Raw genomic sequence first — 21,470 nt, 5'->3', positions numbered from 1 at the left:
ATTTTGTTTAATGCAACATTTGTGAACGTTGAGAAGATGAACATGTCCCTGACAAACTGAAGTTGCGGCTTTTCCACCGGCGTTTCCATTAGCTTCTTTAAGTCCTCCAGCTTCATGTGGCGGCTTTTGCGCCGGGGAAGTTCCGGGTGCAGCCGGCAATAGGGGTCCCTGCGGAGCGTCCCCTGGCTCACGGCCCGCATGGTCATCTTCTTCAGCCTGTAAAGATGCTCATGCACCGTTTTGGGAGCCAGGCCGAGTTCCATGCGCAGAAACACCTCAAAATCATCATAGAAAACACGGTCAAGACTGCGCAATGTCACATCCTCCACACCCTTTTTCTCATGCACGAAGGCGGACAGGTGCTTGTACGACCGCATATAGGAATCGTAGGTCTCCTTGATTCGGTCAACTCCTATCCGTCTCCTGTATTCCTCGTTGTGCTCCCGGAAAAGGGCGAGCAGGGTAAGCGGCTTCTGTCCGATGCCCTTCACCGCATTCTTTACCAGTTCCGCCGTGATGAAGCCGAGGCTGTCCTTTATCCGTCTGTAATGTCCCTCAATTTCGGCGGTCAGGTCGTCTATGGCCCGATTCACGGTCACGGCGTTTGCGCTGCGGCCGTCGGCGCGTCCCTTTTCCGGGTTCCATATGGCCGGATTGACTGATACCTTCGTGCCGATCTGCTCCCATTCGGCATCTATGCTGACCTTGCACAGCAGCTGGCAGGTCCCGTCCTTGCGGACTTTCGTACGGTTGATATAGAACAGTACCGCAAAGGTGCTGCGGTGTTTGATGTCGTTGTTCTCTGTATTCTTTTTCATATTACCAGTGTATTTAAGTTATTATATGACTACGGAGAAACGCTCCGCGATTCTTTCATTCAGGGCGTTCGTGTCAGAGTCTATCTTGTCGTCAGTCACTTTGGCATAAATCTGCGTGGTCTCTATCCGGCTGTGGCCGAGCATCCTGCTGACCGTTTCAAGCGGGACTCCGTGCGAGAGGGTGATCTCCGTGGCGTAGGTATGGCGCCCTGAATGGAAGACGAGTCTGCGGTCTATTCCGCAGATAACCGCAATGCGCTTCAGATAGAAATTCATTGTGTTGTTGGCATACATCGGCAACAGCCGGCCGTCCGGTGCGGTGTCGCGGTACTTTTCGATAATCCGCAAGGGAAGTTCCAGGAGAGGGATTTCAAACTCCACTCCTGTCTTTTCCCGTGAACTCCGTATCCACCATGTCCCGTCATCGGCCAGGGAAAGGTTGTCTGTCGTCAGCAGCCGCATGTCGCCATACGGGATACCGGTATAGCAGGAGAACAAGAACATGTCCCTCACATGGTACAGGGACGGATTGTGAAGCGGTGTGGTCATGATCCGGTGCAGTTCCTCGTCCGTGAGGTACTTTTGTTCCGGTTTCGGATGCACGGGTTCGTAACCGAAGAACGGGTAGGCGGTGATGATGCCGTCAGCGATGGCTTCGCCTACCACGGTCTTCAGCCGGACCGTGAGATTGATGACAGTACCCGGAGCCAAACGGCATTCGGTACGCAGATGCAGGTCATATTTCTCAATGAAGGAAAGGTCCAATGTCGAGAACGGGACATCCGACACCTTGTATTGTGACCGGATGAACCTTTCCAGATGTCTGTATGCGTTTCTATACCCTCCGAGACTTTTTGCCGTGCGGTTTATCCCGACCCGTTTCTCAAAGTTGCCGATGAACTTCACGAAATAGCCCAAGAGGGTTTCCTGCTCGGAAGCCATACCGAGTAACCGGTGCTTCACATCCTCGGCACTGACCCCATCACGCACGGCGGACAGTTCCGCATATATGCCGAGCGCTCTTGCCCGTATCTCATCCAGGCGGCTGTTGATTTCCTTAGCCGCCACGCTCTTGCCCGTAGCCCGGCCTGCCGCCCACATCTTCTGCGGCACCCTCAGCTTCATGCTGAAAGCAGACTCCGAGTATTTCCCGATGTTCAGCCTTGCCATCACGGGACAATACCCGTCGGCATCGGACTCGCTCTTTTTAAGGTAGAACGACACCTTTACATTCGTCTGATTCATAACCTTTTCCTTTCTTGCAAAATTACCGGATAAAGGTCAAATGAGAGGCATGACGAATATGGCAGAATATAGAAACAAGTCCCATGCTCAAAAGAACCGGCCCATATTTTTCCCGCTCTGCGAAAAAATGACTATCTTCGCTAACGCAAATATGCAGGGACAGCGTTCTTTACGGTGATATGACAGAGGAATCGGGAGTCCGTTTCGCGTGGATTTTCTTCCCCGAAAAAGGCAACGGATAGGTAGCAATTCATTTTCCTAACCCATCAAAAAACGGCTGATGCACTCCAATGATGGATATGGAATACAACCGCACATCACCTTTCATTTCCAACTGTTTGCATTATTCCTCCGAATTTCATCCGTATGTGGGCGAGTTTCGCTATCTTTGCATAAGACAAGCTGCGCTCGGCAATCAGTGAGCAAGCTCACATTGCTCTCGCTGGCATTGTCTTTGCATAAGACAAGCTACGCTCGGCAATCAGTGAGCAAGCTCACATTGCTCTCGCTGGCATTGTCTTTGCATAAGACAAGCTGCGCTCGGCAATGAGTGAGCAAGCTCACATTGCTCTCGCTGGAATTGTCTTTGCAAAAGACAAGCTGCGCCCGGCAATAGCTTGGCAGGCTGCCTATCACACCTAATGTTACCATATATGAAACAACCGGCAAAGATTGACGTTGCGGTGCTGATACTGTTCTTCAACCGCCCCGACTCGCTCAAGAAAGTGTTCGACGAAGTGCGCCGTGCGCGCCCCTCGCGGCTGTTCCTTTACCAAGACGGCCCGAGGGGGGAGCGCGACATGAAGGGCATCATGAAGTGCCGTGAGGTGGTGGACGACATCGACTGGGAGTGCGATGTGCGGCGACTGTACCAGCAACGCAACTATGGCTGCGACCCGTCTGAGTATATCTCGCAGAAGTGGGCGTTCTCGATGGCCGACAAGTGCATCGTGCTCGAAGACGACGACGTGCCTTCGCAGTCGTTCTTCCCGTTTTGCAAGGAGATGCTCGACCGCTATGAGAACGACGAGAGGATAGTGATGGTGTCGGGCTTCAACAGCGAAGAGAGGCTCGACGACTGCCCCTACGACTACATCTTCACCTCGTACATGTCGATATGGGGCTGGGCTTCGTGGCGCAGGGTGATTGACCAATGGGACGGAAAATATACTTTCCTCGACGATGATTACAACATGCGGCAGCTGAAGGCGCTGATGCGCCAGCGCAAGATGAACTTCGACATGATACGCGCGTGCCACGACCACCGTGAGAGCGGGCGCGAGTTTTACGAGACTATACACTGGGCAACGATGATGTTCGGCTCGGGCCTGGCCATAGTGCCGGCCAGGAACCTTGTCAACAACCTCGGCGCGGCCGAGGAGTCCACCCACTATTCCAACAGCCTGGCTACCATGCCGCGGCGCCTCAGGCGCATGTTCACCATGCCGCGCTACGAGTTGCAGTGGCCGTTGCGCCATCCGCGCTATGTGATAGAGAACGTTGAGTTTAAGGAAAAGGTTTATCGCACACAAGCATACGGCCACCCGTGGATAAAGGTGGGGCGCTCGCTGGAGGAACTGGCGCTCAACCTGCGCCACGGAAACATGGGCATCATCGTCAAGGCCGTGCGCAACCGCATCGACAAGTTGCTCGGCCGGGCAAGGCATGCCTGACCCGTTCAGGCGGCGGGCTGCAGCAGGAAGTCTGCAAGGAACACCCCGTTGTGGGCCGCCATGTACACTATGAGCAGCAGGAGCACGCCTCTGAGCGCCATGAGCACCGCCCCCCGGGCCCTCAGCAGCATGAAAGCCATGGCCAGCGGCAGCACAAACAGCCAGTGGGGCGACATGATGTAGACTTCGTTGATGCCGAAGCCGAGCCCTAAGTGCAGCACCATGTCGAAGCCAAACCACGACAGCGCGAGCCACAGCAGGCGGCTGCGGAAGCCGCAGGCTATGCCCGCGAGCATGAGAAGCACCACAATCGCCTCTACGAAATAGTTGAACTTGGAGTCGTATTCCACGAAAACGGGTCGTGAACGGAGCACGTCGCCCAGGAAGAAATTGGCGTGGAAGAGCAGCGGTTCGCCAAAAAGGTTCTCCACAACCGTGGGCCAACGGGGCGTGGTCACGTCGCTCCAGCGCATCATTCCCTCGCGGCTCAGCGGCCGGCCCATCTTGCTTGGCGCCTTCTTCTGCTGCAGGCGGGGAGCCATCTTTGCCCTCGTGGCCGAGTCGGCCTCGGCATACAGCTTCTTCATCTTGGCCTCCTGGGCCTTGCGCGCGGCCTGCCTCTTTACGCGGGCCTCGTGGCGTGCGCGGTCGATGGGGGCCACAAACACGCTGTATTCAAACTTGCAGAACATCCACAACGCCACCGACGGCACCGCTATGCCGAGCAGGATGTTGCGCAACCTGAAGAACTTTCGGCCGTTGACAAACAGCTGCATGAGCACCGCCTTGACGCAGTTGGTGGTGGTTATGCCTGTGGCAAAGACGTAGAGCACGGCCATCTGCCACGTCGGAACAGTCTTTCGCTTCTTCATCCTCATGCCCGCCACGTAGAGAACGATGAGCAGCATGCACATGGAAAAGCCGAAGTGGTCGGGCGTGAAGCTTATCACCATGACATAGGCAAACGAGAAGAAGAGCGCCGAAAGCAGGTTGGCGTCGGTGTCATCGAGCTCCATCACCTCGCTGAGCGTGCGCCTGAAGAACACAAACGAGTAGAAGGCGCAGGCCGCCATGAGGGCTGCCGTCAGGAAAATGGCGCAGTTTATGCCCGTCAGCCCGGCCAGCCAGCCGTTCAAAAGGCTCAGCGGGCTGATGAGGAACGCCAGCAGCGGGTGGCGCTCAACGTTGTAGATGTCTATCCACGACGACACGGTGATGAGCGTGAGCGGGTCGTAGCCCGACACGCGGAAGTGGGCGAGCATGTGCCTCTGCATGGCCCCGGCGTCGCGCAGCGGCGTGAACAGCCCGTACATCTTGCACACAAAGAGGGCGTTGAGCGTGGTTACGACGATGGCGGCCACGGCTGCCGGCAGGGCCTCGTCGCGCTTAATCTTGAATATGTCGAACGGTCTTGTCATGTCGGTATCATTTCCTGAATGGCTTGTAGTGGGCTTCGTCGGCCATGGCGAGCATCTCGCGGTCGCCCCGGCTGTCGCCGAAGGCCGTGAGGCGGTAGCTCTCTCTGTCGGGGAAAAGCCCGAGTATGCGTCTCACTTTCTCTGCCCCCTTGCAGTTGGGGGTGGCAAAGCGGCCCGTGAGCCGCCCGTTGCGTATCTCCGGTTCGGTGGCTACCACCGTCACGGCGCTGCCGTATTCGGCGAAGAACGGTGCCACCCACTGCCGCTGGCTGGCGCTGACTATGAGCACGGTGGCCCCGTCTTCAACGGCCTTGCCCACGGCCCTGATGCCTGCCGGGCGCAGCAAGGCCCTGTTGCGGGCGGCAAACGCCATGCCGCATTCCTCGTAGTCGCGCTCTGCGGTGCCTGCGAAGAAATGGGCGAACACCCTCTCCTTGGCCTTGCCCGCGGGGTAGAGGCCCAGCTTGGCGGCCGCCAGCATAGGGGCGTGCAGCGCGAGCCACGCCACTACGCGGCGCGTTTGCCGGGCGTGGCATAGGAATGCGATGAACGAATCGCGGCGGGTCAGCGTGCCGTCGAAGTCGAAGGCGTATATCTCTTTCTTTCCTTCCATCTTGTCAGAATATATATATAATGGTGAAGAACGACAGTCCCCAGCAAGCCACCACCACCTGGATGAACCTGTCGTGCAGTGCTATGGCAGTGGGGTCGCCGCTCTTCTCGTCGACCACGGCTATCTGTATGTAGCGCAGCAGCCCGATGATGACAAACACGCTCGTAAGGTAAAGGTAGTCGGTTTGCATGACGGCGGCTGCCTCGGGCGACACGGTGTACATCACGTAGCACACTATTGTTACCGTGGCCGTGATGGTTATGGCCTGGTTCATGAACGTGAGGTTGTACCGCGATGTGTTGCGCCGTGGCGCCATGCCGGTGCGGTCCATGCGCAAGACGTCGTCGCGGCGCTTGGCGAGCGAGAGGAACAGCGTGAGCAGGAACGTCATGAGCACTATCCATTTGCTGAGCATGATGCCCGAGGCCTCGCCTCCCGCCAGTATGCGCAGCACGAAGCCGAAGGCTATTATGCACACGTCGATTATGGCAAACCGCTTCAGCCAGGCGCAGTAGGCCATGTTGAGCGCGTAGTAGCCGGCCACCACGCAGCCCGTGCGCAGGGCCGTGCCGCCCAGAAACGCCAGGGCTGCCACGGCGAGGGCCAGCATGAGGGCCATCAGGGCGTATGCCCCGGCCACAGGCACTGCCCCCGATGCCACGGGGCGGTGGCACTTGACGGGGTGCCGCCGGTCGTCGTCGGCGTCGATGATGTCGTTGAAGCAGTAGACCGATGAGGCCGCGAGGCTGAATGCCACCATGGCCAGCAGCGAGGCACTGACGCTGGGCCAGTGGGTGACGTTGCCGCTGAAGAACACCGGTATGAGCACGAACAGATTCTTGACCCATTGCTGCGGTCGTATTATCCTTATGTATTCCATTTCAAAGAGTAACCGTTTTTATGCTATTTTCCTTGTCAACAGACTGATGCCCTTGTGCAGCAGCCATGCCGGGGCGGCCGATATGGCCACCACGGCCAGTGCCGTGGGCCAGTAGCCAAGGCGCAGGGGCTGCAGCGGCAGCAGCACAAACTGGGCGTGGATGAGGTATATCTCGAGGCTGATGCCGCCGATGAAGGCCAGCACAGAGCCTGCCCATGCCGGGGCGTGGGCCAGCGCCCGCGCCATGAGCAGGGCCATCGAGACAGTGAGCGGTATGTAGACCATGCGCTCGAGGAACAGCGGGAAGCGCCCCCGCAGGCCGTCCTCGAAGTTGACGCAGGCCAGCGTGCACACGGCCAGCATGCCGATGAGCATCCACCACCCGGCCCGGCCGATGTGCCGCCGCTGCTCGACGAGCAGTCCGGTGTTGATGCCTATGAGGAAGATGGGTATGCGGCTGAAGAATATCTCGAGGTGTCCTACCACCGAATGCAGCGGAGCCCAGTATTGCACGAGCACGCACAGCACCATGGCAGCCACGGGCATCCACCGGCATTCGGCATGGCGGCGTATCAGTTCGATGTAGGCCGGGGCCACGGTGTAGAGCGCCATGATGGCCGGTATGAACCAGAAGGTGAGCTCGTCGTGCTGCCAGAAGCCCCAGTTGACGGCTATAGACAGCGCCGTGTCGGCTGCCGAGGCCCTGCCGTCGAGGCAGCGCGGCAGGTAGTAGGCCGCTGCCACTATGAGCCATGCGGGGTAGACCCTGACGTAGCGCCGGCGCAGGAATGTGGCGTAAGGCGAGCCGGCGATGGCCTGGAGCAGCCTTTTGCCCCGCCTGCCTGAGGCGTTGCGTGGCGCGGGCCGGGTGCCGTCGTTGCCTGCAGCGGCCCGCCTCTTCTGCATAATCTTGCCCCACGAGAACCACAGGCCTATGCCGCTGAGGTAGAGGAACACGTCGACGCCGACGTTGCCGCACCTGCTCAGGCAGTAGAAGAATGTGTCGTGGCGCATGCCGCCCACGTGGAAGAGCACCACCATGAGCATGGCGGCGCCCATCAGCCGGCCCCGCTGGCTGCTGAGGCAGCTGTAGTTGTCTGACGTTTTTTCCATTGTCGCTTGGTTGTTTATTGTTTGCTGTGGCCTTCCGGCAGCCGTGAGCCTTACCGTGGGGCGGCTGCCGGCCGCGACGGGCGAGGGCCGTGGCATGTCCGCCGTGGCGCGGCGATTCTTTTACATCGTTGCCCCTGCGGCCGTCGGCTCGTGGGGCGGGCCGCCAGGATGGCCCGTTTCGCGCCTCCGAACGGCCCTTGTGGCATTGCCGAACGGCCCGTTTTGCAACCCTGTAAGCATGGTTTTGCAACGTGCTGTAGGCCAGGGTGTTGCGCTGGCAGGGCGGGGCGGCGAAATTGTTTTACGACAGTTGTCTATGCCTTTGGCTTTGGAATCCTGTTGATTATTATCATGAACATCCACGACACGGCCACCGTGGCTATGACATACAGCAGCAGTCCGTCGTAGATGTCGCCTCGGCGGGATATGGGTATGAACACCTTGCGCAGCAGCGGATGGGCCACGAACATGGCCGCCGATATGCCGCCGAGCCACGACAGCGGGCCGAGCCACGCGGCGGGCAGCGCCTTGACCAGCCCCACCGAGGCTGCCACCACGGCCAGCGGGGCCCACAGCCACGCCTGGAACGATGTGCAGCAGGCCAGCAGCAGGGCCGCAGACACCAGTGACACGGCTGCCCACGACGGGCGGCCCATGGCGTTGAGGCGTGCGGCGGGCAGGTGGCGCGCAGCCAGCAGGCCCGTGCAGAACACGAGCATGCCGCCGATGCAGTTGTAGCGCAGCCGGTTGAGCGTTTCGCCCATGGGGCTGCATGCGGCCTGGGCCGCCCAGCACAGGGCCACCAGCGCCGCTGCCCACGCCCAGTGGCGGCGGTAGAGCGCCAGCCGGTAGACTATGTAGAGCTGCATCATCAGTCCGAAGAACCAGTAGGGGCCCGGCCATATTATCCTGTCGGGGGCGGGTAGGAGGTTGATTGCCATGAGCATCTGGGCCACGACGTTCTCGGCCTGGAAGCGGAAAGGGCCCGGGGTGATGGCGTCGACGATGATGAAGGCCACGAAGCCTGGCACCATCATGCGCAGCAACTTCATGTAGTGGTAGCGCGCAAACCGCCATGCGGGCAGCTCCTGCGGGCGCCGCTCATATTTCATCACGAGCCCGAAGCCGCTCAGGAACAGGAATACCGGCACGCCGTAGTGGCCGAAGTACGACAGCAGGTGGATGGGCAGGTTGGCGTCGGCGTGGGCCATGGCATCCCACAGGCGTGCGGTGTTGGCGGCGTTGAAGGTGTATTCGTTTTCCTTGACGGCAAACCCGAGCCAGTGGCAGTAGTTGTGCAGCATTATGGCCATTATGGCCAGCCCGCGCAGGGCGGCGCATTCATCTCGGTTGAGCCATGCCGTCGTTTTTGTCATTGTGTTCATACTCTGCTTTCAGTTTGTTGTAGTCTACGCTGTTTTTCAGCTTCCTCGGCCTGTCGGGGTCGTAGTCGGGGCCCAGCAGGTTGTATTCGCCGCGGTAGTCGGGGCAGCTTATCCCGGCCAGGTAGAGCAGCATGTGGGCCACGCGGTCGGTCATGTATGGCTTGTCTTTTGCCCCGGCAATGGCCTCCATCATGCCCGGATGGGCTTTTGCATATCCCTTGGAGCACCATATCCAGAACGGTATCTCAAACTCCTCGTGGGCCAGGCGGTAGTCTATCTCGGCCGAGTGCAGCCGGCCGTAGACGCGCATTCCGCCCCCGAAGCACTCCTCGCCGTGGTCGGGCATGTATATCGCTATGGCGTCTTCGCGCTCGAATCGCTTCAGTATCTCGTCGACAATGGAGTCGTTGTAGAGCGTGGCGTTGTCGTAGTGGGCCATCACCTGCTTGTCGTTGGGCCTGAGCCGAGGCTCGTCGTAGTCGGCTCCCGCAAACCGTTTCCTGTCGGCCGGGTAGCGCTGCGAATAGCTCACGTGCTGCCCTTTCAGGTGGAGTATTATCAGGTTGTGGTCGTCGGGCCCGTCAAACCTGATGCTGTCTTGTGCCAGCAGGCGGTCGTAGTCGGCCAAGACGCCGTCGTCGTAGGTGTGGAGGGAGGTGTTGCGCACGTCAAACTGCGCCTTGTCGAGTGTCGGGTTGTTTAGGAAGAAGCCGCCGCTGAAGTCGTACACCGCCTCTTCGGCCTGCGGCAGGAACTGGTTGGTGATGAATGTCACGCGGTAACCGGCCTTGCGGAAAAGCTCGGGGAAGAGCGGGTAGTCGCACCATTCGCCCCTGTCGCCCACGGTGTAGAGCGAGAATATGTGCTTGAAGACAAAGCTGGTGAGGTTCCATGGCGACACAACGTCGCTGAATACAGTCAGCTGCCCGTCTTCCGCCCTGCGCAACTGGCGCGGCGTGGTGGGCTTGCCGTAGCCGTACAACTGTGAGTGGTGGCGGTTGTAACTCTCGCCGATGATGAGCACTATGTTGCGGCTGGTAAACCTGCAACTGTCCACCCGGGCCTTGCCGGTGGCCTCGATGAGCTTGTCTATCTGCCTTGCCGCCAGCCTGTTGGCATAGAAGCTGAACGCCACGCGGTAGACGGGCAGGTACAGTTCGGCCTTGTCGTCGCGCGTGAGCTCGTGCTCCACGTCGCCAATGTTGTCGTAGGTCATGAGCCTCACGAACGCTTTCTTGTTGTCGGCTCGCGTGGCTATGCCTTGCTCGAGCATGTAGATGGTGGCCAGTCCCATGGCGGGCAGCACCACGGCCGACAGCCGGTGGATGAGCTTCATGTCGATGTCGAGACGTATGTGCCTGCGCCTGGCCATCGACATGAACACGTTGTAGAGCAGATGCACGGCCAATATCAGCATCACCCAGCCGAGGTCGGTCTTCAGGAGGCTCAGGTCGACATACGACTTGAGGAACTCCGAGGCCTCGCTTCCGGTGGTCTCTTCCATCAGCAGCAGCATGGTGGGGGTGAAGGTTGAGCCAAACTTTACCGTGCAATACATGTCGACGATCGATGTGGTGTACATCACCACGTATACGGCGCCCTTGATCCATCGTCTCACTTTCCACGGGATGAACGACAGGGCCACGCAGAGTATGTACAGGTCGGCAAACAGTTCGAATATGCCAAGCTCCGAGAAAGTGGGCGTTCCGAGCCTGTTGCATACATAGCACAGCACGAACATGAACACAAAGAAAGCCGGGCTCTTCTTTATAGGGTAAAAGAAGTAACCGAGAAGTCGGCCTATCAGACTGACGTATTTCATCTGTTTAGCAAGTTTGGTGCAAAATTACATCTTTTAATCCGAATACCAATGGTTGGCGGCGGATTATTCGCTGAAAGGCTGTTCTTTGGGGGTTGTGGTGGCGCATGGCGGCCGCCACGGTGGCGAAAAATGTTTGTCTGGGTGGAGAAATGCGTTTGCCTGGGTGGTGCATGGCGGGTGGCGGCCTGCCATGCGGCATAGGCGGAAGGCTTGTTGCTGGCCGATGGGCCGGCCATGCTGGCTGCCCGGCTCAGCTGCGGTTGCCCCGGCAGGCGTTGGCGTTGGCCGCATACCACCCCTGCTTGCTTATCATTGCGGCCACGGCGGGCGGCACCAGGGTGTCGATGGGCAAGCCCTCGGCCACCCGTCGCCTCACTTCTGTGCTGCTGATGTCTATCAGCGGTGTGTCGGCCATTGTCACCCCGCCGGGCAGCGAGCCCGCGTCGATGGGGCCGCCGCAGCCCTGCGCGCGCCGTGGATAGACCACTATGCGGCATGTGGCCAGTATGTCGGCGCTGTGGTACCAGCGGTCGAAGCGCTCCCAATTGTCGCCGCCGATGAGCAGCGTGAACTGCAAGCCGGGATGCTCGCTGCGCAATCGGCACAGCGTGTGCCATGTGTACGACGGCCGTGGCATGGTAAGCTCAACGCCGCAAGGCTTCAGCCGTGGCTCGCCTTCGAGCGCCGCGGTCACCATTGCCATCCTTGCGGCATCGTCAAGCAGGTCGGAGTTCTGCTTGAAAGGGTTTTGCGGCGACACCACAAACCACACCTCGTCGAGCCCGGCGGCCTCGAGCAGGCTGCGGGCCAGGGCAATGTGGCCGTTGTGTATGGGGTTGAACGAACCTCCGAAGAAGCCTATCTGCCGTGCTGTCGTGATGGTTTCCTGGTTCATTGGTGCTGTGGGGGCTTGCTGGTGTTGGCTGCTTCAGCCTTTGCTTACGAAGGCGCTGACAATCTCGAGCACTTCTTTTTCGGCCTTGCCAAGGTCGTCGTTGACCACCACGCGGTCAAACTCTTTGGCAAAGCCCAGCTCAAACTCGGCGCGGGCCAGCCTTTGCGATATTACCTCGGGGGCGTCGGTGCCGCGGCTTTCCAGCCGTCGGCGCAGCTCGTCGACCGACGGCGGCTGTATGAATATGCTCATCGCTTCGTCGCCATAGTGCCGTTTGATGTTGCAGCCGCCTTTCACGTCGACGTCGAACACAACGTTGTCGCCGCCGGCGAGCTGGCTGTCTACCTGCGACTTGAGCGTTCCGTAGAAGCGGTCTTGGTAGACTTCTTCGTATTCAAGGAATTCGTCGGCGGCTATCCGCTGCCTGAACTCGTCGGGAGAGAGGAAGAAATACTCCACGCCGTTGCGCTCGTTGCCACGTGGCGGGCGGCTTGTGCACGATATGGAAAAGGCCAGGCGGAGCTCCTTGTGGGCCATGAGCCAGTTTATTATGGTGCTCTTGCCTGTTCCGCTTGGCGCTGAGAATATGATGAGTTTGCCTTTCATTGTCATTGGTTTGGTTGATTGTTTATTGCGTTTGGGATGTGGCTGCACCACGGCTGCCGTTTAACGGTTGCCTTGGCGGGGCGCGTCGGCGGTCAGAGCACGTTGAGCACTTGCTCCTTTATCTGCTCCAGCTCGTCCTTCATCTTTACCACCAGGTTCTGCATCTCGGCGTTGTTGCTCTTCGACCCCGTTGTGTTTATCTCGCGCCCCATCTCTTGTGCGATGAAGCCGAGCTTCTTTCCCTGCCCGTGACCGTCTTCCATGGTCTCGCGGAAGTACTTCAGGTGGTTGGCCAGACGCTGTTTCTCCTCACTGATGTCGAGCTTCTCGATGTAGTAGATGAGCTCTTGCTCAAGCCTGTTCTTGTCGTAGTCCACCTCGGGTATCGACTTCAGGCCTTCCACTATGCGCGACCTTATCTTCTCTACCCGCTGCTTCTCGTATGTCTCAATCTCCGCCAGCAAGGCCGATATGTTGTCAATCTTCTCCGTAAACTTGCGTTGCAGCGCCACGCCCTCCTGCTGGCGGAACTCCGTCAGGCGGCACAAGGCGTCGTCGATGGCCACGCGCACGGCTTGCCATTCGTCTTCGCTGAGCGTTTCCTGCTCTGTCTTCGTGAGCACGTCGGGCATGCGCAGCAGCGTGGCAAACCAGTCTTGTGGCTCTGGTATGCCCGTCTTTGCTGCCAGGTCTTTTATCTGTCGGTAATAGTTTTCAACGATTGCGCAGTTGACAGGGGTGGCGTCGGCGCCGGCTTCCTTTTCGATCCATATGCTGAAGTCAACCTTTCCGCGTTCCAAGGTCTTGGCAACGAGCTGCCGCATCTCCATTTCCTTCTCGCGATATAGCGGTGCTATGCGTGTTGACAGGTCGAGAGCCTTGCTGTTTAGCGACTTTATCTCGACGTTTATTTTCTTTTCTCCGTAGGTTACGACAGCCTTGCCATAGCCTGTCATTGATTGTATCATATTTATGTGCGATTATGTTTGCTAAGTTGTTGAGTGCTTGCCGTCCTTTTTCCGGCGGTTGCAAAGATAATGTTTTTTCTGCGTTGTGCAAGCCAAAATGGATGTTTTTTGGCAGGCTAACGCCGGGAGCAGCCATTGTTGCGGTGCTCCCGGCGTTTTTGCCTTGCGTTTCACGCCATGCCTGCGCTCACTTTATCCTTGTCAGCGCCACGTCGTCGATGCGGCAGTATGCGCCGGCCTTGCCTTTGGCATGGAAGCCCACGGCCACCCGTCCGCCGCTAACCTTCACTTCCTTTATCCTCATCTGCTGCCATCTGCCCTGCTTGCCGCGGTTCAGGTTGCGTGCTTCGCGGCCGGCACCGCTCTCGGCGTACATCACCAGGCGGTCGAAGTCGCCGCCGTAGCACACCTTTGCCGTGAGCGAGTAGGTGCCGTCGGGCAGGTCGACATAGGGCATGGCAGTGATCTGTTGGCTCACCCTTCGCTCGAAGTCTACCACGTCTGTGATGTTGAGACTCTTCTCGCCGACAACGTGTAGACGGTCGTCGCGCGTGTTGAAATAGTTGAGTGTCAGCGAGTCGGGGTTGCCGATGGTCACCTTGTTGCCCTTGATGAACTCCGTCTTCCATCCTCTCAGGAACTCCTGCCTCGGCTTCACGGGGTTGGGTATCGACCGTCTGTCGGCCTCGAAGCTGCCGTTGAGCACATAGTTGTTGCCCTTGGCCACCCGCCATTCGCCCGTCGTAGCGTTGAGTTCCCATGCGCTCAGCGAGTTGAAGAACGGCCTGTCGCCGTTGAACGACAGCGGGCACCACTGGTTGTAGCCGAGCCCGTTGCCGGCAAAGTCGGCCCACCTGTCGCCGCAGTACACCACCGTTTCCTGCTTCGTTCCGCGCACGGTGACGAAGAATCCCGTCTGTGTCACGTGGGCATAGTCGGTCATGCAGCCGTCCATCACCTCCATGCTGTCTTTCGGTACGTACGGGCCGTAGATGTCGTCGGCAACGAGATAATAGGCGTGCGACGAGTCCCAGCCGTACAGGTCGGACGCGCACATGTAATACTTGCCCCTGAACTTGAACATGCAGTTGCCCTCGCGCCCTGCCCCCCGGTACACCTGGTGGCAGTCGAGCAGGCCAACCATACCGCCGCGCACGCCTATCTCAGACACGTAGATGCGGCTTCGCCCGCGCCCGTAAGAATATATAAGGTACGACTTGCCAGTGTCTTCGTCGGTGAAAACCGTCTGGTCGCCCGTGTTGTGAGTGCCTATCATGTCGTACATGCTTATCCACCGGTGCCACTTGAACCGCCCCGTGGGAGTGTCGGACAGGGCTATCAGCACGGCGCTCTCCGACGACATGGCGGCGTGCTGTATGAACATGGCATACTTGCCGATGTCTTTCAGGTAGGCCACTCCCATGCGGCCAACCCATGTCGAGCGGTTGCCTACGTTCTCGCGCAGTTCGTCGCGGTCGAGCACATCGCCCTCAAAGCGCCAGTTCACAAGGTCGGTCGAGCTGTAGCAGGTCACCGATTGGAACGTGACGCCTGTCTGCGTGACGCTGGGGTCGTTGCGGTAGCGTTCAGCCTCCTCGTATCTCACCCCGTACCAGTAGTATCGCTGCTGTCCCGTCTTTGGGTCGTTGAAGCGGAAGATGCCTCCGCCCTGGCTGTAAATAGGCACGTTGTCGGCCGCAGTCCAGAAGCGGTCGTTTTCTATCCGTTGGAAACTGCCGCTGTCGGCAGCGGCGTCTTGTGCTGCGGCAGCCGTTGTGCAGGCCATTGCTGCCGCCAGCGCCAATGTGCTTAGTAGGTGCTTTCTCATCGATTCGTCTTGTTGTTTAGTTTATAGTTTGTTGCATTCCGCCGAGTGGTGCCGGCTCCCGTCGGTGGCCATGTGGCTCTGCCGCCGCCTGTGTGCCGGTCTTTCCGTAAGGCAATGCATGCGTGCCCGGCGCCCTCATGCCTCAATGTTGACGGGTGCGCAATATTGTTGTGCAAAGTTATTGATATGACACATAAAAACCGTAAGTGTGACTCCGGCTTAATTTATTTTAACTGTTTTTGTGCCGTCCGGCCGGTATTGCTGTGTGTCGGCGGCACTATATGGCGGCAAGTAGTTATCGTTGGCCTCGCCACTTTTGTCCATGCCTTGGGCTTGCCGTGGCATTTGCTGCTGCCTCACGGGCCATTTCGGCATAAATGTTACATTTTTTGGAAACGCATCCGGGGCACGGTAACACATGATTGTGGTAACTTTGCACCTGAATATCCATATATATAATAATGTGCGGTAATGGCCCCCGCCCCGCCGTGTCGCCCCCGCCATGGCCAAGGGCCTCACGTGAAGCGAGGGCCGTGCGGCCGCCGGGCTTTGCAGCCACTGCCGTGAGCAGCCGGCCCGGGCCTGTTGCAGTAGACAGTTTTTTCGAATATGAACATACAAACCATGACATTCAGATCAAGAGCGTTGGCCATTGCGTGCTGTTGCCAGTGGACCGTGGTAGCCTCATGGGCGGCAGTGCCGGCCGAGATTTTTGTGCCGGTGCCCGCCGGCGATGCCACCCCCGTGTTGCGCCGGGCCATAGCCAAGGCGTCGGCATGCAAGGGGGCGCCGGTGGTAATACGGCTTGAGGCCGGCAACTACCACCTTTACCGCAACACAGCCTCGGCGCACGAGTATCATGTGTCGAACACGGCTTCGGCCGAAGAATGCCCCGATGCCACCAAGCACATAGGCCTTTGGCTGCGCGGGCTAAGCAATGTGACTGTCGACGGGGGCGGCGCATGCTTCGTGACACATGGCGAGATGTCGTTCATTGTGGTCGACGAGTGCGACAGCATTGTGCTTAAGAACTTCTCGCTGAAGGCCGCCGACCCCACCGTTGCCGAGATGACCGTGGTGGCTGCGGGCCCCCGGTGGATGGACGTCCGCCCGGCGGCCGACTCCCGCTTCAATCTTTCGGGCGGGCGGCTGGCGTGGGTCGGCGAGGGCTGGCGGTTCGACGGCGGCGTAGCCCAGGTGTATTATCCCCGGCGGAACGTCACCGAGCGATGCCCGTCGCCGCTCGAGGGGCTTGTCGGCGCGAGGCAGCTGGCGGGCGGGGTTGTAAGGCTCAGCTACCGCGACAGCGTGTGGGCAAGGGCCGGCCATGTGTTCCAGATGCGCCATGCCATACGCAACGAGGTGTGCGGACTGATACGCCGTAGCCGCAACGTGGTGCTCGACAACCTGCAGCTGCACTTCTTGGGCAACTTCGGCATAGTGGGGCAGTATTCAGAAAACCTCACCTACAGGCGGCTGAACTGTGAGCCCGGGCGCGGTTCGGGCCGCACCTGCGCCGGCTTTGCCGACTTTGTCCAGATGTCGGGTTGCCGCGGCAAGGTGACGATAACCGACTCCCGGTTTGTTGGGGCGCAAGACGACCCCATCAATATCCACGGCACCCACCTCAAGGTAGTAGGCTTCATGGGCGGCGGGCGCGTGCGCCTGCGGTTCATGCACGGCCAGTCGTATGGTTTCGACGCGTTTGCCGAGGGCGACGAGATAGACTTTGTCGATGTCCACTCGCTGCTGCCCCTGCAGCGTGCACGGGTGGTGGGAGCGCAGCGTGCCGGCGACTACGAGGTGGTGCTGTCGCTCGACCGTCCTGTCTCCGAACAGGTCTTGTCGGCCGACGGTGTGGCGGTGGAAAACGTTACGTGGACGCCCGAGGTTGAGATTCGCGGCAATTATTTTGCCCGGACCCCCACGCGGGGCATACTGGTGACCACGCGCCGCAAGGTGGTAATTGCCGACAACCTGTTTTATCGCCTGCCCATGAGCGCGGTGCTCATGGCCGACGACGCCCGGGGGTGGTATGAGTCGGGGCCTGTGGCCGACGTGACGGTGACGGGCAACGTGTTTGTAGAGTGTGGCTCGCCGGTCATTTCGGTAGCGCCCGAGGTTGACCGCCATGCCGGTCCCGTCCACCGCAATATACGCATCGAGGGCAACACCTTTGTCATGGCTGGCGGACTGGCCGTAGGCGCCAGGGCTACCGACGGCCTGAGCTTCCGTGGCAACAGCATATACGGGCCCTGCAGTCAGAGCCTCGACTCGCTCGTGGCCACCGACCGCTGCACCAATGTCGACATAGGCCGCTGAGCATCGGGCTGTGGCGGTAGCAAGCCTGGGCGGTAACCTAATTGCCGTGGCAATGGCCCAGGGGGCATGACGTGGCAGAAAAATCGTTATATGATGTGTTGGCCCGCGCCGCCCGGCTTGCCGGAAAAGGCCGTTTTGCAATGCAAAACGGCCTTTTCCGTAGTCTATTGCGGCCCGTTTCGGAGCTCAATACGGCCCCTTTTGCAACATCCTCGCTGCCAGGAGGTTATGGCGCCCCGCCCAAGCCGGCATAAGTCTTTGCATTCCAGCCGCCCCGTCCCCGTCGGTATGAGGCCGGCAACGTCATTTGGTGCGTGGCGGCCGTGGCCGTGCTGTGGCGCCGCCGGGCCATGGGCAGATAATCATCAAGAAATGCATCATTTATGGCTTTTGCCTCATTCGGTGCCTCTTTAGCCTCAATAATTATAGTTTTTGGCGTTTTTGTATCATCGTGCCCGGCTTGTTTGGCTTATTTTTGCACACGGATAGCCGCACAGGGGCACAGGGCAAGCCCGTTTGCCCGCCGCCCGCCGGCATGGGTCGGCGGCACGGCGCGGTTGCTGTCAGCCCGCTGCCGAGCGCGCCCCGCCCCATTAAGGCATCCAACTATAAAGATTTAGCCTAAATCATAAAATCAGTCTGATGTAGATGCGCTACGCATCATGGCATGCCCCATGGGCCGTCGTGGCTGCTGTGCAAGCTGCCGCAGGCCTGTTGGCGGGCATAGAAAGCAAATGAGAACCAATAATTAAAAACTTACAAACATTGATTTTAGCATGAGAATTAAACTTTTTGCATTGTTGTTCATGGCGCTCTCGGGTGTGCAGCAAGCGTCTGCACAATCGACGGTGACAGGACAAGTGGTTGACGAAAACTCCGAGCCGTTGGCCGGGGCGTCGGTAAAGGTGAAGGGCAGCCAGGCCGGGGCTCCCACCGATTTGAATGGAAACTTCACGCTGAGCGTGTCTCCCGGTCAGACGCTGGTGGTGTCATACCTCGGCTTCCAGACGCGCGAGGTGGTGGTGCCGGCCTCGGGCCGCGTCAGGATTGTGCTGGCAGACAACGCAAACAAGCTCGACGGCGTTGTGGTGGTGGGCGTGCTCATGAAGAAGAGCGACCTCACGGGCGCCGTGTCGCACGTAGATGCCGACGTGCTCACGCAGAAACCCGTCACCAGCGTCAACGAGGCGCTGCAGGGGCGCGTTGCCGGCGTCAACATAACCAAGGGCGTCACGCCGGGCGACGACTCGCAGATAAAGATACGAGGCACCAACACCATCAACTCCGGCTCGTCGCCGATATACGTCGTCGACGGCTTGGTGATGGACAACTCGTTTGGGTTCTACAACTCAATCAACGTCAACGACGTGGCTTCAATAGAGGTGCTCAAAGACGCATCGGCCACGGCCCTGTATGGCTCGAGGGGCGCCAACGGCGTTGTGGTCATCACCACCAAGAAGGGACGCAAGGGCGAAGGGCAGGTGAACTACGACGGATGGGTGAGCTTTTCGAAGATGGGGCACCGCCCGAAGACCATGGATGCGCAGCAGACGTTTGACTTGCGGGCCGAGGCTTTTGCCAACGGCTTTGCCTACAACAACCCGAAGGCCACCGAGGCCGAGCGCCAGGCTTACTGGAACGACGTGATAATGGGCTCCAACACGGTGTTCTCCGACGAGGAGTTTGCCGGCTACCGCAGCGGCAACACCTACGACTGGCTCAAGCAGGTGACCAAGACCGGCGTGGAGCACAGCCACAGCGTGAGCTTCTCGAAGGGTGGCGACAACAGCAGCCTTTACCTGAGCCTGGGCTACAGCGGGCTCGACGGCATTGTGAAGGGCACAGAGCAAGACAAGTATTACGGCCGCGTCAACGCCGAGGCCGACATAAAGCCGTGGCTTAAAGTGGGCACCAACACCGCATACACATACATTCACGACGCCATGCCGTCGGGCGATGTCTACAACAAAGCCCTCGACAGGTCGAACCCACTGGTAGACTACGCCCCCTACCGCGACGATGCCACACGCCACGAGGAGCGCTATCTCACGCTCTACTGGCGCGTGCGCTCTGAGGAAAACAACAACTATTTCAACCCGTTCAATTCGATGGAGGTGAAAACGGAGCGCGCCCGCTACCACTTCACGTCGGCCAACTATGTGAACATCAACCCCATCAAGGGGCTGAACATACGGTCGACGTTTGCCGTCGACCGCTCGGAGCAGAGCTGGAACCAGTTTGTGCCGTCGGGCATACAGGAGGCCATACGCCACAAGAGCGGCGACGCCTATGCCACGCAGCAACGCTTCGGCTCTACGCAGTGGCAGTGGGACAACACCGTGAGCTACGACACCAAGGTGGGCGACGCGCACAACATCAACGCCTTCGTGGGCACGTCGGCCTCGCGCTATGTCTACAATGTGGTCAAGGCCGGCGGCAAGCGCTTTGCCAGCAACGACCTGGGATGGAACGTGCTGGGCAGCGCTGCCGACCTGGAGAACCGCGAGATATGGTCGGACCTGCAGAACTCGTCGCTGCTTTCCTACGTAGGCCGCGTCAACTATAACTGGAATTACCGCTATTACCTTACGCTGACAGGCCGCTACGACGGCTCGTCGAAATTCGCCGAGGGCAAGCGCTGGGGCTTCATGCCGTCGTTCTCGCTGGCATGGGACGTGACCAACGAGAGCTTCTTCCCCGAGCAGAAATATGTCACAAAGCTCAAGCTGCGCGGAGGCTACGGCGTGGTGGGCAACCAGGACATAAGCAACTACATGTATGTGACGCTCTATACGCCCCAGGCATCCAACGGCAAGGCATTCTACGGAACCGACGGGCGCAGGGGCACGCCGGGCCTGACGTGGGAAAAACAGAAGCAGACCAACATCGGGCTCGACCTGGGCTTCTTCGATGGCAGGCTCAACGTGACGCTCGACGCCTTCTTCATACGCAACTCAAACCTGCTGATGAGCCATTCGCTATCGAAGACGTCGGGCTACACTTACACCGTGGAGAACATCGGCGAGCTTGAGAACAACGGGGTGGAGCTGACCGTCAGCGCAACGCCCGTGCGCACCAAGGACTTCGAGTGGAACGTCAATGCCAACCTGTCGCACGACCGCAACAAGGTGACAAGGCTGTATGGCGGTGTCAGCGAGATTCTAAACGGCACCGACAGGCTGGGCAACATATTCATTGGCGAGTCGCTGAGCAACATCTATACCTACAAGAGCGGGGGCATAGCCAATGAGAGCAACCGCGAACTGTGGGAGAACATCGACTTCAACGGGCGCACAGTTGGCCCGGGCGACCTGTTCGTACTCGACATCTCGGGGCCCGACGGAACTCCCGACGGGGTTATCGACAGCCACGACCGCTATGTGTATGGCAACACCGACCCGAAGGTCTACGGAGGTTTCTCGACCGACATTACGTGGAAGGGACTCACATTCAACGCCGTGTTCAACTATTCGCTCGGAGGCCACCGCATAAGCAACTATTACGAAAGCCTGGTCAGCTCGGTGGGATTGAGCTATGCCTCGGCCGACCTGACCGACCACTGGACAGAGAAGAACACAGGGGCCTACTTCCCCAGGGTTATGGCCAACACCGAAGGATACAACAGGTTTGGGGCGTGGGAGACCGACCGATACATTCAGAGCTCGTCGTACCTGAGGCTGGCCACGATGACGCTGGCCTACAACCTGCCCCAAGAGTGGCTCTCGAGCCTGCACGCAAAGTCGATGAGGGTATATCTCACGGCGAGCAACCTGTTTACCATAACGGGCTACAAGGGATTCGACCCCGAGCTGGGCGACTACAACTATCCACCCTCACGCTCGTATACACTAGGGCTTAACATAGGTTTTTGATTTCAAAACAAC

General features: G+C 59.2%; 14 protein-coding genes and 1 pseudogene. 3 read left to right on the top strand and 12 right to left on the bottom strand.

Annotation, left to right across the window (positions count from 1 at the left end; all coding sequences use genetic code 11):
- Positions 1–11 precede the first annotated feature (11 nt).
- Positions 12–818, bottom strand: a pseudogene (locus M3089_RS06360) (site-specific integrase); the annotation flags it as partial.
- A 21-nt stretch (positions 819–839) separates the two neighbouring features.
- Complete coding sequence (locus tag M3089_RS06355; RefSeq protein ID WP_249082584.1) at positions 840–2,063, bottom strand: site-specific integrase; 1,224 nt, start codon at positions 2,061–2,063, stop codon at positions 840–842.
- 653 nt (positions 2,064–2,716) lie between these two features.
- Between M3089_RS06355 and M3089_RS06350 the strand changes: the two genes are divergently transcribed.
- A complete protein-coding gene (locus M3089_RS06350) occupies positions 2,717–3,736 on the top strand; it encodes a hemolysin activation protein (protein WP_205108078.1) in 1,020 nt (339 codons plus the stop codon).
- Between the two features lie 5 nt (positions 3,737–3,741).
- On the opposite strand, the gene M3089_RS06345 is transcribed toward M3089_RS06350, so the two are convergent.
- From M3089_RS06345 to M3089_RS06300, 10 genes are all read right to left on the bottom strand, one after another.
- Entirely contained in the window at positions 3,742–5,154 is a 1,413-nt protein-coding gene (locus M3089_RS06345) for a DUF6080 domain-containing protein (RefSeq protein ID WP_249082583.1), read from the bottom strand.
- A 7-nt stretch (positions 5,155–5,161) separates the two neighbouring features.
- Positions 5,162–5,767 carry an HAD-IB family hydrolase gene (locus M3089_RS06340; RefSeq protein ID WP_249082581.1) on the bottom strand — a complete coding sequence of 202 codons (606 nt, stop codon included), beginning with the start codon at positions 5,765–5,767 and terminating at the stop codon, positions 5,162–5,164.
- Positions 5,768–5,771: 4 nt separating this feature from the next.
- Complete coding sequence (locus tag M3089_RS06335) at positions 5,772–6,647, bottom strand: decaprenyl-phosphate phosphoribosyltransferase (protein ID WP_205108072.1); 876 nt, start codon at positions 6,645–6,647, stop codon at positions 5,772–5,774.
- An 18-nt stretch (positions 6,648–6,665) separates the two neighbouring features.
- On the bottom strand, positions 6,666–7,760 hold the full coding sequence (locus tag M3089_RS06330; protein ID WP_249082580.1) for an acyltransferase family protein: 1,095 nt from the start codon (positions 7,758–7,760) through the stop codon (positions 6,666–6,668).
- A gap of 314 nt (positions 7,761–8,074) precedes the next feature.
- The gene (locus M3089_RS06325) at positions 8,075–9,145 is read right to left on the bottom strand and encodes an acyltransferase family protein (RefSeq protein WP_317236397.1); all 1,071 of its coding nucleotides are present in this window, start codon (positions 9,143–9,145) and stop codon (positions 8,075–8,077) included.
- Positions 9,102–10,967, bottom strand: a complete 1,866-nt coding sequence (locus tag M3089_RS06320; RefSeq protein ID WP_249082577.1) for a phosphoethanolamine transferase — start codon at positions 10,965–10,967, stop codon at positions 9,102–9,104. Before M3089_RS06320 ends, M3089_RS06325 begins: the two co-directional genes overlap by 44 nt.
- A 250-nt stretch (positions 10,968–11,217) precedes the next feature.
- Positions 11,218–11,862 carry a nicotinate (nicotinamide) nucleotide adenylyltransferase gene (nadD, locus tag M3089_RS06315; protein WP_249082574.1) on the bottom strand — a complete coding sequence of 215 codons (645 nt, stop codon included), beginning with the start codon at positions 11,860–11,862 and terminating at the stop codon, positions 11,218–11,220.
- A gap of 33 nt (positions 11,863–11,895) precedes the next feature.
- A complete protein-coding gene (gene gmk, locus M3089_RS06310; RefSeq protein WP_205108064.1) occupies positions 11,896–12,468 on the bottom strand; it encodes a guanylate kinase in 573 nt (190 codons plus the stop codon).
- A 92-nt stretch (positions 12,469–12,560) separates the two neighbouring features.
- Entirely contained in the window at positions 12,561–13,436 is an 876-nt protein-coding gene (locus M3089_RS06305; RefSeq protein ID WP_205108062.1) for a YicC/YloC family endoribonuclease, read from the bottom strand.
- Between the two features lie 187 nt (positions 13,437–13,623).
- Positions 13,624–15,264, bottom strand: coding sequence for a family 43 glycosylhydrolase (locus tag M3089_RS06300; RefSeq protein WP_249082572.1), 1,641 nt, complete (start codon positions 15,262–15,264; stop codon positions 13,624–13,626).
- A 624-nt stretch (positions 15,265–15,888) separates the two neighbouring features.
- Between M3089_RS06300 and M3089_RS06295 the strand changes: the two genes are divergently transcribed.
- Entirely contained in the window at positions 15,889–17,586 is a 1,698-nt protein-coding gene (locus M3089_RS06295) for an alpha-1,3-galactosidase-related protein (RefSeq protein WP_249082570.1), read from the top strand.
- Between the two features lie 776 nt (positions 17,587–18,362).
- Positions 18,363–21,458 (top strand): SusC/RagA family TonB-linked outer membrane protein, encoded by a 3,096-nt coding sequence (locus M3089_RS06290; RefSeq protein ID WP_249082568.1) that lies wholly within the window; start codon positions 18,363–18,365, stop codon positions 21,456–21,458.
- Positions 21,459–21,470: the final 12 nt, after the last annotated feature.

The organism is Marseilla massiliensis, assembly GCF_023336985.1.
Taxonomy (GTDB): domain Bacteria; phylum Bacteroidota; class Bacteroidia; order Bacteroidales; family Bacteroidaceae; genus Prevotella; species Prevotella intestinigallinarum.
Note: the sequence above shows the minus strand (reverse complement) of the source record. Positions and strands in the feature narration are given on the sequence as shown.

What these genes read in the sequence shown, in the direction of transcription:
- M3089_RS06355 (WP_249082584.1), bottom strand. Translation starts at nt 2,063, where the DNA reads ATGAATCAGACGAATGTAAAGGTGTCGTTCTACCTTAAAAAGAGCGAG.
- M3089_RS06350 (WP_205108078.1), top strand. Translation starts at nt 2,717, where the DNA reads ATGAAACAACCGGCAAAGATTGACGTTGCGGTGCTGATACTGTTCTTC.
- M3089_RS06345 (WP_249082583.1), bottom strand. Translation starts at nt 5,154, where the DNA reads ATGACAAGACCGTTCGACATATTCAAGATTAAGCGCGACGAGGCCCTG.
- M3089_RS06340 (WP_249082581.1), bottom strand. Translation starts at nt 5,767, where the DNA reads ATGGAAGGAAAGAAAGAGATATACGCCTTCGACTTCGACGGCACGCTG.
- M3089_RS06335 (WP_205108072.1), bottom strand. Translation starts at nt 6,647, where the DNA reads ATGGAATACATAAGGATAATACGACCGCAGCAATGGGTCAAGAATCTG.
- M3089_RS06330 (WP_249082580.1), bottom strand. Translation starts at nt 7,760, where the DNA reads ATGGAAAAAACGTCAGACAACTACAGCTGCCTCAGCAGCCAGCGGGGC.
- M3089_RS06325 (WP_317236397.1), bottom strand. Translation starts at nt 9,145, where the DNA reads ATGAACACAATGACAAAAACGACGGCATGGCTCAACCGAGATGAATGC.
- M3089_RS06320 (WP_249082577.1), bottom strand. Translation starts at nt 10,967, where the DNA reads ATGAAATACGTCAGTCTGATAGGCCGACTTCTCGGTTACTTCTTTTAC.
- nadD (WP_249082574.1), bottom strand. Translation starts at nt 11,862, where the DNA reads ATGAACCAGGAAACCATCACGACAGCACGGCAGATAGGCTTCTTCGGA.
- gmk (WP_205108064.1), bottom strand. Translation starts at nt 12,468, where the DNA reads ATGAAAGGCAAACTCATCATATTCTCAGCGCCAAGCGGAACAGGCAAG.
- M3089_RS06305 (WP_205108062.1), bottom strand. Translation starts at nt 13,436, where the DNA reads ATGATACAATCAATGACAGGCTATGGCAAGGCTGTCGTAACCTACGGA.
- M3089_RS06300 (WP_249082572.1), bottom strand. Translation starts at nt 15,264, where the DNA reads ATGAGAAAGCACCTACTAAGCACATTGGCGCTGGCGGCAGCAATGGCC.
- M3089_RS06295 (WP_249082570.1), top strand. Translation starts at nt 15,889, where the DNA reads ATGACATTCAGATCAAGAGCGTTGGCCATTGCGTGCTGTTGCCAGTGG.
- M3089_RS06290 (WP_249082568.1), top strand. Translation starts at nt 18,363, where the DNA reads ATGAGAATTAAACTTTTTGCATTGTTGTTCATGGCGCTCTCGGGTGTG.